The organism is Pseudomonas sp. VEM90 (genome assembly GCF_054611535.1).
In genome coordinates this window covers 59,215-72,532 of record NZ_JBTRAR010000004.1, presented here as the reverse complement: position 1 = coordinate 72,532, position 13,318 = coordinate 59,215, and the positions used below count along the sequence as shown (strand labels likewise).

Sequence of the window (13,318 nt, the reverse complement as noted above, 5' to 3'; positions counted from 1 at the left end):
ACTTGATGGGCAAAAAAGGGGTGTTTGTGTCAGAAAATACGCGAAAGCAGCGCGGTGACGGCGGTCTCCACCCGCAAGATGCGATCACCCAGCTGCACCGGCGCCAGGCCTGCCTTGCCCAGCAGGTCGATTTCGTAGGGGATCCAGCCTCCCTCGGGGCCGATGGCCAGGGTAACGGCTTGTTCTACGGCGCGCGGACAGGCTGGGTAAGGGCCGGGGTGGCCGACCAGGCCCAGGGTGCCGGCGGCGATGGTGGGCAGGCGGTCTTCGACAAAAGGCTTGAAGCGCTTTTCGATGATGACCTCGGGCAGCACGGTGTCGCGCGCTTGTTCCAGGCCCAGGATCAGGTTCTCGCGAATGGTGTCGGGCTGCAGGAAGGGCGTTTGCCAGAAGCTTTTCTCGACCTTGTAGCTGTTCAGCAGGATCAGCCGCGGTACACCCAGTGTGGCCACGGTCTGGAACAGCCGTCGCAGCATTTTCGGCCGAGGTACCGCCAGCACCAGGGTCAGCGGCAGCTTGGCCGGTGGCTGCCGGTCGAAGGTCACTGCCAGCTCGGCTTCGTGTTTTTCCAGGCGCAGCACCGTGGCCTTGCCCATCAGGCCATTGATACGGCCCACGCGCAGGTTGTCGCCCACCGCCACGCGGTGGATTTCCTGCATATGGGTGAAGCGCCGATCAGCAAGAACGACGCGGTTGGCCGAAACGAAGTCGGTCTCTTCAAGAAGCAACAGGTTCACGGTTGGGTCGCAGGTGGCTGGTCGTTATGGTCGTCGGCGGTTTCGTCGTGGGCGCTGCGCTTGCGGATCAGGCTGCCGCACAGCACACCGATCTCGAACAGCAGCCACATGGGCACGGCCAGCAGGGTCTGGGAGAAAATGTCCGGTGGGGTGAGGACCATGCCGACCACGAAGCAGCCGATGATCACATACGGGCGGGCCTTTTTCAGGTACTTCACGTCGACGACGCCGATCCACACCAGCAGCACCACTGCCACCGGGATTTCGAAGGCCACGCCAAAGGCGAAGAACAGCGTCATCACGAAGTCGAGGTAGCTTGCGATGTCGGTCATCATCGAAACGCCTTCTGGCGTGGCGCTGGCGAAGAAACCGAAGATCAGCGGGAATACCAGGAAATAGGCGAAGGCCATGCCGGCATAGAACAGGAAGATGCTCGACACCAACAGTGGAATGGCGATGCGCTTTTCATGGCGGTATAGCCCTGGCGCGATAAAGCCCCAGATCTGCTGGAGGATGAACGGGATGGCCAGGAACAGCGAGACGATCATGGTCAGCTTGAACGGCGTGAGGAACGGCGAGGCCACATCGGTGGCGATCATCGTCGCATTGGCCGGCAAGTGCTCGCGCAGTGGCGCGGAAACCAGTGTGTAGATCTGCTGGGCGAAGGAGAACAGCCCGGCAAAGATCAGGAAAATGACGGCAACGCAGCGCAGTAGGCGGGTGCGCAGTTCGGTCAGGTGTGAAACCAGCGGCATTGGCTGGTCGTGTTCCGGGTTCTCGCTCATGGGGCTCGCGGCGGTTGAGGCGGTTCAGAAGAAGCGGCCGGGGTGGCAGCTGGCTCGACAACCGGCCTGGTTTCGAGCCCGGCAGGTGGCTGCACACTGGCCGTGGTCACTGGCGGCTGTGCGGGTGGCGCTAGCGGGTTGAGGATGCGCTTGGCTTCCTCTTCCATCTGCAGGATGTGCTCATTGTGCAGCTGGCGGCGGATGTCGTCGGCGCCAATTTCTCGCTCCACTTCCATCTTGATGCTATTGAAGCTGCGCTTGAGCCGGCCGATCCACAGGCCTGCCGTGCGCGCGGCACCCGGCAGGCGCTCGGGGCCGAGCACCAGCAGGGCGACCAGGCCGACGAGCAGCAGCTCGCTGAAACTCATGCCGAACATGGGTCAGTCTTTCCGCTGCGGCTCTTGGACCGGTTGTGCCTGGCCTTCGATTGTGTGGCCTTGTTGCGGCTGCGCGGTGTTTTGCACCGGCGGCACAGGCTGGGCAGGCGGCGGAGTCTGCTCGGCCGGCTTGGACTCTTCCTCGTTCATGGCCTTGCGGAAGCCCTTGATCGATTCGCCCAGGTCGCTGCCGAAGTTCTTCAGCTTCTTGGTGCCGAACACCAGGACCACGACGACCAGCAGGACGATCCAGTGTTTCCAGTCAAAGATACCCATTTCGTACTCCTGAAAATTGTGTGTTGGCCCTATCCGGGCTGCACGGTGCCCCCAATTGAACGTCAGGCAGATGGCTGGCGTGCGGCCTTCTCATCATGCCCGGACAAGCCGAAGCGGCGTTCCAGCTCATCCAGCACGGCTTGCGGATGCTGGCCCAGCGCACTGAGCATCACCAGGCTATGAAACCACAGGTCGGCGGTTTCGTAGATGACATCGCTGTAATCCTTGCTGATCTGGGCATCCTTGGCAGCAATGATCGTTTCGACCGACTCTTCGCCGAGCTTTTCAAGGATCTTGTTCAGGCCCTTGTGGTACAGGCTGGCCACGTAGGAGCTGTCAGGCGCCGCTTGCTTGCGTTCTTCAAGCACTTCGGCCAGGCGGTTGAGGGTGTCGCTCATGTCAGTGTCCTGCGTTGTAGATGGCATCCGGGTCCTTCAGGACCGGGTCGACGATTTTCCACTGGCCGTCTTCATAGACGCGGTAGAAGCAGCTTTCACGACCGGTATGGCAGGCGATATGACCCAGTTGCTCGACCATCAGGATGATCACGTCGGCGTCGCAGTCCAGGCGCAGCTCATGCAGTTTTTGCACATGCCCGGATTCCTCGCCTTTACGCCACAGCTTGCCACGCGAACGCGACCAGTAGATGGCACGCTGCTCGGCGGCTGTCAGGGCCAGCGATTCACGGTTCATCCAGGCCATCATCAGCACACGTCCGGTCTTGTGGTCCTGAGCGATTGCCGGTACCAGGCCATCGCTGTTCCACTTGATCTCGTCCAGCCAGTCTTTCATCGTCGACTCCAAAGCGGGCCCGCTCCTGTGCCGAGCCCTTTGCGCTAGTGTGCCAGCCACAGGCGCGGCTGGCTATTGGCGCACGATCAGGTAAAGGCCCGCAGCCAGCATCAACCAGGCGGGCCAGGCGGCCGGGGCGGCCAGGCTGGCGGTTTCAGCAGCGCCTGCGGCCAAAACTGCGCCACCGCCGAGCAGGCCGGCGCCGAGCAGGCGCAGCGCCCAGCGGTCGCCCTGGCGGCGCCGTTCCGGCAATTGTGGATCGTGCAGGTGAGGCTGCGACAGGCGTTCGAGCAGGTCGCGGGTCATGCCGGCCAGGTGTGGCAGTTGCTCGACCTGGCTGTGCAGGTTGCCGAACACGGCCTTGGGGCTATAGCGGTCGCGCATCCAGCGTTCGAGGTACGGTTTGGCGGTGCTCCACAGGTCCAGGTCGGGGTACAGCTGACGGCCCAGGCCTTCGATGTTGAGCAGGGTTTTCTGCAGCAATACCAACTGTGGCTGCACTTCCATGTTGAAGCGCCGTGCGGTCTGGAACAGGCGCATCAGCACTTGGCCGAAGGAAATATCTTTTAACGGTTTTTCGAAGATCGGCTCGCACACGGTGCGAATCGCTGCTTCGAACTCGTTGACCTTGGTGTTTGCCGGCACCCAGCCCGAGTCGATGTGCAACTGGGCCACGCGGCGGTAGTCACGTTTGAAGAAGGCAAACAGGTTGCGCGCCAGGTAGTCCTGGTCCTCGGCGGTGAGGCTGCCGACGATGCCGCAGTCGATGGCAATGTACTGCGGGCTCCACGGCTTGACCGTGCTGACGAAGATGTTGCCGGGGTGCATGTCGGCATGGAAGAAGCTGTCGCGGAACACCTGGGTGAAGAACACTTCCACGCCGCGCTCGGCCAGCAGCTTCATGTCGGTGCGCTGGTCGGCCAGGGTGGTCATGTCGGTCACCGGTACGCCGTAGATGCGCTCCATCACCAGCACCTTGGGGCGGCACAGGTCCCAGTACACCTGGGGCACGTACATCAGCTCGGAGCCTTCGAAGTTGCGCCGCAGCTGGCTGGCGTTGGCAGCCTCGCGCAGCAGGTCGAGCTCGTCGTAGATGGTTTTTTCGTAGTCGCCGACGATTTCCACCGGGTGCAAGCGACGGGCATCCGCCGAGGCACGTTCAGCGGCCTTTGCGATCAGGAACAGCCAGGCCAGGTCCTGGGCGATGACCGGTTTCAGGCCCGGACGCACCACCTTGACCACCACCTCTTCGCCGGTTTTCAGGCGTGCGGCGTGCACCTGGGCCACCGAGGCCGAGGCCAGTGGCTCGACGTCGAAGCGGCTGAACACCTCGCCGACCTTCGCACCGAGCTGTTCCTCGATCAAGGCCACGGCTTTTTTCGGGTCGAAGGGGGGGACACGGTCCTGCAACCGCATCAGCTCGTCGGCGATGTCGGGGGGGAGCAGGTCGCGGCGGGTGGAAAGCAGTTGGCCGAACTTGATGAAGATCGGCCCCAGGTCCTGCAGCGCCAGGCGCAGGCGCGCGCCACGGCTGAGCTCGGTGGGTTTGCGTGGCAGCCAGCGCCATGGCATCAACAGGCGCAGGCTGGCCAGCCACCAGGGCAGCAAGGGTTGGTCGAACAGCAGGTCATCGAGGCGGTAGCGGATCACCACACGCTGGATGCGAAAAAGACGTCGGACGGCGAGCAGCTTCATGCGTTATCGCTGGTATCAAGGGATCGGGACAGGCGCCTGAGGCGCGCTTCGAGGCGTTCTGTATCAAGCTTCAAGGCATCGAGCTCGCTGAAGGCGGCTTCGGCCTCGCGCTTGCCGACCAGGGTACGGGATTCTTCGGCCAGGTATTCGGACAGGCTCTGGCTGAAACGTGCCAGGCCTTGGCGAGTCCAGCGAGCGCGCAGGCGGATATGGCCGGCCAGCATTGCCGTGGCGACCGGACCAAGCCAGCGTTGCAGCTCGTGCTCCCAGTCCAGTTCCAGGTCCTGCAGCACACCAAACAGGTCGAGCAGTACGGCGCTGTCGCCGTGCAGCTCGACCTGCGGGCTGTGCAGCACGGCGGTCTTGTCCTTGGCCAGGGCCAGTTGCGCCAGGCTACCGGCGGGGGCACGCAGGCTGCAGTCGACCTCACCCTGCCAGTGGGCGGCGAGCATCAGGCCTTCTTCGTCGGGCAGGATGAACAGCTGCAGGGCTGGTTGGCGGCAGTCGATTTCGATGACCTTGCCTTCCAGCGCGGCCAGCCGCGGCAGGGCCGTGCTGTCCAGGCGCAGGATGCGGTTCAGGCCATGTTCGACGCTGGCGAGCAGCCCGGCCAGCAACATCAGGGTTTGATTCCCCGGTGCACGGCAACGATGCCGCTGGTCATGTTGTGGTAGGTGACGCGGTCGAAACCGGCCTCGACCATCATGCTCTTCAGGGTTTCCTGGTCAGGGTGCATGCGGATCGACTCGGCGAGATAACGGTAGCTCTCGGCGTCATTGGTGATCAGCTTGCCAGCCAGCGGCATGAAGGCGAACGAGTAGGCGTCGTAGGCCTTGGACATCAGCTTGTTGGTCGGCTTGGAGAACTCCAGGATCAACAGGCGGCCACCGGGCTTGAGCACGCGCAGCATCGAACGGATGGCGGCGTCCTTGTGGGTGACGTTGCGCAGGCCGAAAGCGATGGTCACGCAGTCGAAGTGGTTGTCCGGGAACGGCAGCTTTTCAGCATCGGCCTGGACGAACTCGATATTGCCGGCCACGCCGCGGTCAAGCAGGCGGTCACGGCCTACCTTGAGCATCGAATCGTTGATGTCGGCCAGCACCACCTGCCCGGTCGGCCCGACAAGACGCGAGAACTTGGCCGCGAGGTCACCGGTACCGCCGGCGATGTCCAGCACGCGGTTGCCGCTGCGCACGCCCGACAGCTCGATGGTAAAGCGCTTCCACAGGCGGTGCATGCCGCCGGAAAGCACGTCGTTCATCAGGTCGTACTTGGCTGCCACCGAGTGGAACACTTCGGCAACTTTCCTTGCCTTCTGGCTTTCAGGTACGTCCTGATAGCCGAAATGGGTGGTGGGTTCGGCGTGGTCGCCTTTGCGCTGGTCGTTCATATCGCTTCACCGGAAAAAATTACCGCCATTCTAGGGCGAACGGGCGGATTTGTCTTGGCGGGGTGTGCCAGTGGGCAGGGGCGGGCATAATGCTCATTATGTCTACATCTTCAGGAACGCCTGCATGACCCAGATCAGCGTCGAACGCAAACACTCCCTCGGCCGTGATGCCGCCCGCGCCAAGGCCGAAGCGCTGGTCGACAAGCTCAGCCGCGAGTACGACCTCAAGGCCACCTGGAACGGCGACCGCGTGGACGTTGCGCGCAGTGGCGCCAATGGCAGCGTGCACATTGGCGACGACAGCATCCGCGTGGAATTGAAGCTGGGCATGATGCTGTCGATGATGAGTGGCACCATCAAAGGTGAGATCGAGCGGGCGCTGGACAAGGCCCTGGCCTGAGCCGGCGCCGCTCTCTGGCTACTGCGGCGCGTCCGCCGGGAAGGGAATGATACCAATCACCTGCTCCAGGCGTAGATCGCCGCGGTAGATCGCGATGCGCTCCCGTGCGCTTGCTGCTTGCTCGAGCAGGGCCTTACGGCCCCTTACGCCCGCATCCCAGAATTTGAGGTGGCCCTTGACGAAGTCATGCCCCCTCGCTTCGAGGCTGGGATAATGAAAATGCGCCTCCCACAGTAACCGCTGTGGCGCTTGCACATCGCGAACCTCGTAGACGTCGAGGTAATCATTGGCGTGACGTAACTGCCGGCGAATCACGGTTTGCCTGATCCGAATCCGCTTCTGCTCAGCCAGGAAGCGAAGGGCCTTGCCGTCGGGATGGCGGGTGTTCAGATACGCGTCGGTGAGTAGCCGAAGTTTTTCGTGATGGACGCGGTCTACCGCTGCCCGAAGGAGTTCGACCAAGCCGTAATCCAGTGGATTGTTAAGCTCGGTCAGTTGCTGCTGCACTTCGCGCATGTCACCTGCCGGCCATTCCAGAAAGTCGCTCAGGCTGTTGGGCTCATCGGCATAGTGAGCGGCGAAGGCGATTTTTCCATCCACCTCTGCCAGCAGGCGGTTTGCTCGCTGGCGCAACTGTGCCCGGTCATGCAGGGCCGGCCGCGCGTGCTCAGGCACGGCATGCCACACCCCGTCGCGTTGCGCGAAACTGCCCGCAGGCTCCTGGTTGAATGCACTGCGCTGGATGGCCCGGTTGCCCATTTGATCGATTTCCACCAGCAGCGGTCGGCCTTGGTCAACACGGATGCCCCGGCGCTTGATCGTTGCGGGGCGATGATAGGGCGCTGGCGAGGGGGGACTGATGCCACTGTCGAGGTTGGTCAAGGTCGCGCTCAGTTGCTGCTCCGTGATCTGGGTAATGGAGGACAGTTCGCGTATGTATTCGTCCAGTACGTCAGCGACCAGCGCAGGCGAGTCCAGTGTCCTCATGTATTGGGCTCGATCCAGCACGGTACGGTATTTCTGAAGGATATCCTGAAGCAGTTCGGCTTTGACTTGGGCCGTCTCTTCGGTGGCTGCCAGCCCGTCGTGGCTCCATACTGTGCGGCTGAATTCGATGCCGCTGAGCGGCGCGCGCATCGCAAGCAAGTCCTCGGCCGTGTCCGCAGAGAGGCGGGTCTTGTCCACGGCGAGGTAGGCCAGGTCACTGAGCAGCTGGGCCCGAATGACCAGTGTCGAATACGTCCTGCGTTCAATGGTCTGGGCGAGTTTCGTGGCTTTATTGGGAAAATCGATCTTGGGGTCCTGCAGTGTTTCCGCCAGGATCCGATCCAGCCGCTGGCTGACGACAAGCAGGCGTCGGCTGGCCTGGCTAGAATCGCGTACCCGTTCGCGATAATCGAGGTATTGCTGTATCTGCTCGGCAGTCTCTGGAACGCGGGGCAGCCCGATGGACTGTGCGCTCAGTGCCTGGTGGTCGACCTGCTCCAGCAAGCGGCGGCACAGCAGCATGTCGTTTTCGATGGCTGCACCGTACCAATTGCCGTATCGGCGTCGGTTCGGGGCTCGGGTGTCGAATTTGCTGAACCGTGGTTCGGCCATCTCCTTGAACACTTCGATGTTCCCATGCAACAGCGTGCTCTGCCGTTCCAGGTAGAGTGCGGATGCCCTGATCTCTGGCAAGTGGCGCAGGCGCTGGGCTTTGAGTGCCTGCCTCTGAAGTTGCAATGCTGGCGGCGGTGAAGCGCGCTCCTGTGCAGGCAGAGCATCGACAGCCAGGCTGTACTCCAGCGCGAGGTCGTCATAAGCCTGCAGTTGCACTTGACTGCGTTCCATCAGTGGCGCCATCTGATTAAGCGTGTGTTGATTCGCCGTGGCGGTTGCGCTCAACGTGTCGAACCGTTGGCGGTTTTCAGCGTTGATGGTGTGCCTGTCCTTTGGCATGCCGCCAAAGAGGCTCACGTTCAAAGTCCATTGTTCATGCCAGCGCGTAAGCCATGGCCCTTTTTGCCGCTCACGACCAATGATGTGGTAACCGTCCGGGTCGCCATTCCATTGCGACACCCATTCGCTGTTGCTCGGCTCGGGCCCGATGATCTGCATGCCGTTCCAGGTCTCGATGACCTCATAGGCGTCATCGCCGAGCTTGACGTAGTAACGGCCGGCGATGCTGTACAGCCCCCGCAGACGGCCCTTTGCCAGTGGCACGTGCCCTTCCAGCGGCTGCGAAGCTTGCAATTGGGCCATTGACTGACGCACCTGGACCGACAGCTTGCTCAGGCTCTGCTCCTCACACCAGGCATTTACCCGCATGATCCTGGGCTGCGTCGCCTCGACGGGGGCCTGCCAGGGTTTCTCCTGTGGCTGCTCGAGCACTGGCGGCGGGGAGTCTGCCTTCGGCGCAGGGCCTGAAAAACGGAGCGTAGCGGCCTCTTCGCTGTTGACGGGTGGCGTTGCAGGGCGGTGGGCAAGGAGCAAGGCCAGGTTGGTGATCAGGTCTATGGCAGCGACGATCTTGTTGTCACCGCTGCGCTTGATCAGCGCCTCAACGTCTTCCTTGGCTGCCGACAGCGCCACCACCAGCCACACCAGGGTGGTCATCGGGCCATGCCAAAGTTGGGTGACGGTATTGAAGATCGCCCAAGCAGCCTCCTTCACCAAAGCCCGCACTTCTTGAGCATTGGAGACGCTGTTGCTGGCTGAGGCCAATAACATGGTCTCGATACGGGCGTTGAACAGATGAGTGTCCAGATCTTCCGTCCACGCCTGGAACGAGGCCTGGACCGGGCGTCTGAGGCGTTGCAAAAGGCCGTCCAGCAGCTCGACCGGCACATTGAGCAAGTGCGTCAGCGTTGTAATATTCGGGTGCAAGTGCGGGTGCTTGAACCCGTCGTTCTGGTAAATCGGACGCGCGTCATCGTCGAGCCAGGCCAATACGCTCTCTTGCGGTTCGCCCCTGCTGCGGATTGCGTCCATCAGCAATTCGAGGGTCGGAAATTCCTGCAACGCCTTGTCGACATAGAATGGGCGGTACAAGACCCAACTGCCGCTTGCCGGTATTTCGATGATGAACATCCCGTGTGCCACATCGCTTGCCGAAGCGCCAGGCGCGCAAAGGAACGCCAGGGGGGCGATGCGCAGAAGGTCCACGCCATTGTCCATGCCCTGGCAGAACCTGAGCATTGCCTGGCTTGCCGTTTCGCCAAGCTGTTGCTCGATCTTGGCCTTCAGGGTGCTGAACCGAAGGGCGTAACGCCATTCCCTGGCATGCTGTCGTATCCGCTCGGCCCTGCGCGGTTGGGTGTTGACTTGGTCCTTCAGGTAGGAGGGGTAGTGACCGCCGATGTCGACCTGATGAATCAGGCCCCTGATCTGGTCGATGCCTAGCCAGTCGGTCACAGGCGAGCCGTCCTCGAAATTCATCCCGCTCATCACCTCGCCAGCCTCCAGCCGCAGGCGTGAAATTGCCAGGTCGGTCAGGGGCACCGTGCGCAAGAACAGTGACTGCCCTTGTGTGCCGGGGCCGATGATGGCCTGGGAAATGCGGATGTGCACCTCGTTCGGGTCGTATACCGCCTTGTCTGGGTAGCTGGTCTGCAGGGTCTCACGCAAGCGGCGAGCGGCGTAATCACGGATATCCTCGACATCGCCCAGCGATGTGCGGCCTTTCGACCGACCTTGGCTCGCCGCCAGATCGAGCAGTGCAGTGTGATAGGCGTAGCGGTCCTCAGCGCTGGCATTGAGCAGCCATCGCGGCGGGCTGACGGAGGGTGCAGCTTGCTCCTGCGACGGCAGGTCGAAGAAGTAAGCTGACGGGTCGCTCACCTGGCGCAGTTGTCGCTCCAACTCGTCGACGGTTGCCAGGCCGCCAATACGCAGGCGGCCGATGTCGTCCAGGATATCGTTCAGCAGTTGCCTGGCCTGGAAGGCGAAAGGGCGTCCGGTTACCTGCGTGTGTGCCCAGGACAACGTTTCGAAGCGATAACGTTGCGCTAGCTGCCGTTGCAGCGCGGTGGCAAAGCTGGGCAGGTCGACATGGCGGTGAACCGAACCGCAGGGTTTGCATTGCAGAACCAGGCTGCGGGTGCCGCTTGTGGTGATGAGCAACAGATCCGGTAGGGTAACGGTGTGTGCCCCGCCATCCGTTCCGAGCGTGACTTGTATCGCCTCGACAGCCAGGCTGTCGAATACCCCGTCGAGCAGGGCGTACATTGCCGCTTTTTCATCATCTTCAAGGCCTTGGCGAGGGAGGTTTTCAAGCAATGCGGCCTTGATGGTGTGTTCCAGCCAGAGCATGCGCGAGAGTTGGCTGTCTTCGTCGAGTCCGTTCCAGAAGCCGACCTGGGCTTGCTGGAAGGCCGGTATCAACGCGCCAAGCACGGTATCGAAGTCATCGCTGAGCTTCGTCAGGTCCGGCATGATTTCGGGTTGGCGGATGTTGTCCTGGCCTTGCTGCTGAACTTGAAACACATGGGGCGGGCTGATGCTCAGCTTGTCTGCGGCGCTCAGTTGCACACGTTCCTTGGCCAGGAAATGCTTGAGAAGCTCGTCCAGCAGCCCGCTCTGACGTGGCAAATCATCTGTGCTGGCCGGTGCATGCAGGATGACGAAAGGGTCGAGCGATGTGATGTGAGGATGGTTGCGGTGCAACCATGGATATCGGTCGCTGAAAGTCTGAAATGCTTCTTTTGATAAAACGTCCCGCAGGCTGGGTCGTTTGGAGAAACAGGCTGCCACGCTTTGCTTGAACGTCAGCCTGGGTGGGTTTGCTACAGCAGTCATGGCGTCGATGTCCGTGAGGTGAAGCCTGTGACGCTAGCGCTATGGGCAAAGAGGTTTGCGGTATATAGATGCGACAACGAAGACCTTAGGGTGAGGTTTCTAATTTTCTTCCCTACCTTATGTTCAAGCCCAGCCTCCATGGGCGGTTTTCCACCACTCATGAGCATGAGGTACACAGCATGGCCAAAGTGATTGTGAAGAAAAAAGACGAAGCCCTGGGCACGCTTGGCGAGGTGCGCGGCTATGCGCGCAAGATCTGGCTGGCCGGTATCGGCGCCTACGCCCGCGTTGGTCAGGAAGGCTCTGATTATTTCAAGGAGCTGGTCAGGGCGGGTGAAAGTGTCGAGACGCGCGGCAAGAAGCGCATCGACAAAGAGCTCGATGCCGCCAACCAACAGCTTGACGAAGTCGGTGAAGAAGTGAGCCGCGTACGCGGCAAGGTAGAAATTCAACTCGACAAGATCGAAAAAGCTTTCGACGCACGGGTCGGTCGCGCCTTGAATCGCCTGGGTATTCCGTCTAAACATGACGTTGAGGCGTTGTCGATCAAGCTTGAACAGTTGCATGAGCTGCTTGAGCGTGTCGCGCACAAACCATAAGGAGAGCAGGATGGCTGGCAAGAAGAACACCGAAAAAGAAGGCAGCTCCTGGGTCGGCGGGATCGAGAAATACTCCCGCAAGATCTGGCTGGCGGGGCTGGGTATCTATTCGAAGATCGACCAGGACGGACCGAAGCTGTTCGACTCGTTGGTGAAGGATGGCGAGAAGGCCGAGAAGCAGGCGAAAAAGACGGCTGAAGATGTTGCCGAGACTGCCAAGTCTTCGACCACTTCGCGGGTGTCGGGCGTGAAGGACCGTGCGCTGGGCAAGTGGAGCGAACTCGAAGAAGCCTTCGACAAGCGCCTTAACAGCGCCATCTCGCGTCTTGGCGTGCCGAGCCGCAACGAGATCAAGGCACTGCACCAGCAGGTGGATAGCCTGACCAAGCAGATCGAGAAGTTGACCGGTGCTTCGGTTACGCCGATTTCTTCGCGCACTTCGACGAAGCCGGCTGCGGGCAAGGCCGCGGCCAAGCCACTGGCCAAGGCAGCGGCAGCCAAGCCTGCTGCTAAAACCGCAGCGGCAAAACCCGCAGCCAAGCCAGCAGCCAAGCCTGCAGCGGCCAAACCTGCGGCAGCCAAGAAACCTGCGGTGAAGAAAGCTCCAGCCAAACCGGCAGCGGCCAAACCAGCAGCACCAGCTGCCAGCGCTGCGCCTGCTGCGACCACAGCACCGGCACCTGCCGCTTCCCCGGCCAGCAGCACGCCGTCGGCACCGACTGGCACCGGTACCCTGATCTGATACCGCGTCGCTTTCTTCGCGGGCTCGCCCGCTCCCACAGGTACAGCGCAGATCCGAACATCAGCGCAGACCCTGTGGGAGCGGGCATGCCCGCGAAGGCCCCACCACGGATCTGCTCGGCCTACCCCTCCAGGTACTTCATCGCCAGTTGCTCCGCCGCTGCCCGGGCCTGGGCCTGCAGATGCGGCGCCACCAGCATCATCACCTGGTACACCACGATCCCCACATCCCCCTCGCGCCCCAGCACACGCTGGTAATCCAGCGAGAACATCAGCGTCAGGGTGATCTGCTCCACCAGTTGCCCCAGCGCCTGGGTATCACTCTCTACCAGCCCCTGGCTCTTGAGGCTGGCCAGCAGCGCTGCCAGCGTGCGTTTGAGCGCATTGATCAGGCCGCGCATGCCTCGGGCGAGCTTGGGCAGGCGCCCGGTGAGGTTGGACAAGTCCTGGAAAAGGAAGCGGTACTGAGCCATGCGCTCGACGATCAAGTGCAGAAACAGCCAATAATCCTCTGCGTCCAGACGCACCTCCAGCGGCGGGTCCAGCAGCGGCATCAACGCTTCCTCAAAACGCTCGAACAAGCCCAGTACCAAGGGCTCCTTACCATGGAAGTGGTAGTACAGGTTGCCTGGGCTGATGCCGAGTTCGTTGGCAATTTCCAGGGTGGATACGTTGGGTTCGCCCTGCTGGTTGAACAACTGCAGGGCGCACTCAAGGATACGGTCGCGGGTTTTCATCCAGTCAGCA

At 61.7% G+C, this 13,318-nt stretch carries 14 protein-coding genes; 3 read left to right on the top strand and 11 right to left on the bottom strand.

The window, feature by feature from the left end; translation table 11 throughout:
- Positions 1-29: 29 nt before the first annotated feature.
- The 9 genes from ACYCCG_RS05985 to ubiE form a co-directional block, all read right to left on the bottom strand.
- Positions 30-737 (bottom strand): 16S rRNA (uracil(1498)-N(3))-methyltransferase, encoded by a 708-nt coding sequence (locus ACYCCG_RS05985; RefSeq protein WP_209969543.1) that lies wholly within the window; start codon positions 735-737, stop codon positions 30-32.
- Positions 734-1,522: a twin-arginine translocase subunit TatC gene (gene tatC, locus ACYCCG_RS05980; RefSeq protein ID WP_209969546.1), complete on the bottom strand. Its 789-nt coding sequence runs from the start codon at positions 1,520-1,522 to the stop codon at positions 734-736. Before tatC ends, ACYCCG_RS05985 begins: the two co-directional genes overlap by 4 nt.
- Positions 1,519-1,899: a Sec-independent protein translocase protein TatB gene (tatB, locus tag ACYCCG_RS05975; protein WP_176683056.1), complete on the bottom strand. Its 381-nt coding sequence runs from the start codon at positions 1,897-1,899 to the stop codon at positions 1,519-1,521. Before tatB ends, tatC begins: the two co-directional genes overlap by 4 nt.
- A 3-nt stretch (positions 1,900-1,902) precedes the next feature.
- Positions 1,903-2,175: a twin-arginine translocase TatA/TatE family subunit gene (locus ACYCCG_RS05970; RefSeq protein WP_209969551.1), complete on the bottom strand. Its 273-nt coding sequence runs from the start codon at positions 2,173-2,175 to the stop codon at positions 1,903-1,905.
- Between the two features lie 62 nt (positions 2,176-2,237).
- Positions 2,238-2,573, bottom strand: a complete 336-nt coding sequence (locus ACYCCG_RS05965; protein WP_003249283.1) for a phosphoribosyl-ATP diphosphatase — start codon at positions 2,571-2,573, stop codon at positions 2,238-2,240.
- A gap of 1 nt (position 2,574) precedes the next feature.
- Positions 2,575-2,967: a phosphoribosyl-AMP cyclohydrolase gene (hisI, locus tag ACYCCG_RS05960; protein ID WP_021783739.1), complete on the bottom strand. Its 393-nt coding sequence runs from the start codon at positions 2,965-2,967 to the stop codon at positions 2,575-2,577.
- A 72-nt stretch (positions 2,968-3,039) separates the two neighbouring features.
- A complete protein-coding gene (gene ubiB, locus ACYCCG_RS05955; protein WP_103443686.1) occupies positions 3,040-4,662 on the bottom strand; it encodes a ubiquinone biosynthesis regulatory protein kinase UbiB in 1,623 nt (540 codons plus the stop codon).
- Entirely contained in the window at positions 4,659-5,282 is a 624-nt protein-coding gene (locus ACYCCG_RS05950; RefSeq protein WP_209969556.1) for a ubiquinone biosynthesis accessory factor UbiJ, read from the bottom strand. Before ACYCCG_RS05950 ends, ubiB begins: the two co-directional genes overlap by 4 nt.
- The gene (gene ubiE, locus ACYCCG_RS05945; RefSeq protein WP_209969559.1) at positions 5,282-6,052 is read right to left on the bottom strand and encodes a bifunctional demethylmenaquinone methyltransferase/2-methoxy-6-polyprenyl-1,4-benzoquinol methylase UbiE; all 771 of its coding nucleotides are present in this window, start codon (positions 6,050-6,052) and stop codon (positions 5,282-5,284) included. Before ubiE ends, ACYCCG_RS05950 begins: the two co-directional genes overlap by 1 nt.
- A 124-nt stretch (positions 6,053-6,176) precedes the next feature.
- Between ubiE and ACYCCG_RS05940 the strand changes: the two genes are divergently transcribed.
- Positions 6,177-6,452 carry a polyhydroxyalkanoic acid system family protein gene (locus ACYCCG_RS05940; protein ID WP_003249289.1) on the top strand — a complete coding sequence of 92 codons (276 nt, stop codon included), beginning with the start codon at positions 6,177-6,179 and terminating at the stop codon, positions 6,450-6,452.
- An 18-nt stretch (positions 6,453-6,470) separates the two neighbouring features.
- On the opposite strand, the gene ACYCCG_RS05935 is transcribed toward ACYCCG_RS05940, so the two are convergent.
- Positions 6,471-11,231, bottom strand: coding sequence for a hypothetical protein (locus ACYCCG_RS05935; RefSeq protein WP_459669725.1), 4,761 nt, complete (start codon positions 11,229-11,231; stop codon positions 6,471-6,473).
- Between the two features lie 179 nt (positions 11,232-11,410).
- Here ACYCCG_RS05935 and ACYCCG_RS05930 point away from each other — a divergent pair, with 179 nt between their 5' ends.
- Both ACYCCG_RS05930 and ACYCCG_RS05925 read left to right on the top strand, forming a co-directional pair.
- Entirely contained in the window at positions 11,411-11,830 is a 420-nt protein-coding gene (locus ACYCCG_RS05930; RefSeq protein WP_459669723.1) for a phasin family protein, read from the top strand.
- Between the two features lie 10 nt (positions 11,831-11,840).
- Positions 11,841-12,572 carry a phasin family protein gene (locus ACYCCG_RS05925; protein ID WP_209969566.1) on the top strand — a complete coding sequence of 244 codons (732 nt, stop codon included), beginning with the start codon at positions 11,841-11,843 and terminating at the stop codon, positions 12,570-12,572.
- A gap of 121 nt (positions 12,573-12,693) precedes the next feature.
- Here the strand turns inward: ACYCCG_RS05925 and ACYCCG_RS05920 are convergent, their stop codons facing one another.
- Complete coding sequence (locus tag ACYCCG_RS05920) at positions 12,694-13,308, bottom strand: TetR/AcrR family transcriptional regulator (protein WP_209969570.1); 615 nt, start codon at positions 13,306-13,308, stop codon at positions 12,694-12,696.
- Between the last annotated feature and the right edge of the window lie 10 nt (positions 13,309-13,318).

Bases quoted from the DNA above. Each gene is read 5' to 3' on its own strand.
- ubiB (WP_103443686.1), bottom strand. From the start codon at position 4,662: ATGAAGCTGCTCGCCGTCCGACGTCTTTTTCGCATCCAGCGTGTGGTG.
- ACYCCG_RS05950 (WP_209969556.1), bottom strand. From the start codon at position 5,282: ATGTTGCTGGCCGGGCTGCTCGCCAGCGTCGAACATGGCCTGAACCGC.
- ACYCCG_RS05940 (WP_003249289.1), top strand. From the start codon at position 6,177: ATGACCCAGATCAGCGTCGAACGCAAACACTCCCTCGGCCGTGATGCC.
- ACYCCG_RS05935 (WP_459669725.1), bottom strand. From the start codon at position 11,231: ATGACTGCTGTAGCAAACCCACCCAGGCTGACGTTCAAGCAAAGCGTG.
- ACYCCG_RS05920 (WP_209969570.1), bottom strand. From the start codon at position 13,308: ATGAAAACCCGCGACCGTATCCTTGAGTGCGCCCTGCAGTTGTTCAAC.
- ubiE (WP_209969559.1), bottom strand. From the start codon at position 6,052: ATGAACGACCAGCGCAAAGGCGACCACGCCGAACCCACCACCCATTTC.
- hisI (WP_021783739.1), bottom strand. From the start codon at position 2,967: ATGAAAGACTGGCTGGACGAGATCAAGTGGAACAGCGATGGCCTGGTA.
- ACYCCG_RS05965 (WP_003249283.1), bottom strand. From the start codon at position 2,573: ATGAGCGACACCCTCAACCGCCTGGCCGAAGTGCTTGAAGAACGCAAG.
- ACYCCG_RS05930 (WP_459669723.1), top strand. From the start codon at position 11,411: ATGGCCAAAGTGATTGTGAAGAAAAAAGACGAAGCCCTGGGCACGCTT.
- ACYCCG_RS05970 (WP_209969551.1), bottom strand. From the start codon at position 2,175: ATGGGTATCTTTGACTGGAAACACTGGATCGTCCTGCTGGTCGTCGTG.
- tatB (WP_176683056.1), bottom strand. From the start codon at position 1,899: ATGTTCGGCATGAGTTTCAGCGAGCTGCTGCTCGTCGGCCTGGTCGCC.
- tatC (WP_209969546.1), bottom strand. From the start codon at position 1,522: ATGAGCGAGAACCCGGAACACGACCAGCCAATGCCGCTGGTTTCACAC.
- ACYCCG_RS05925 (WP_209969566.1), top strand. From the start codon at position 11,841: ATGGCTGGCAAGAAGAACACCGAAAAAGAAGGCAGCTCCTGGGTCGGC.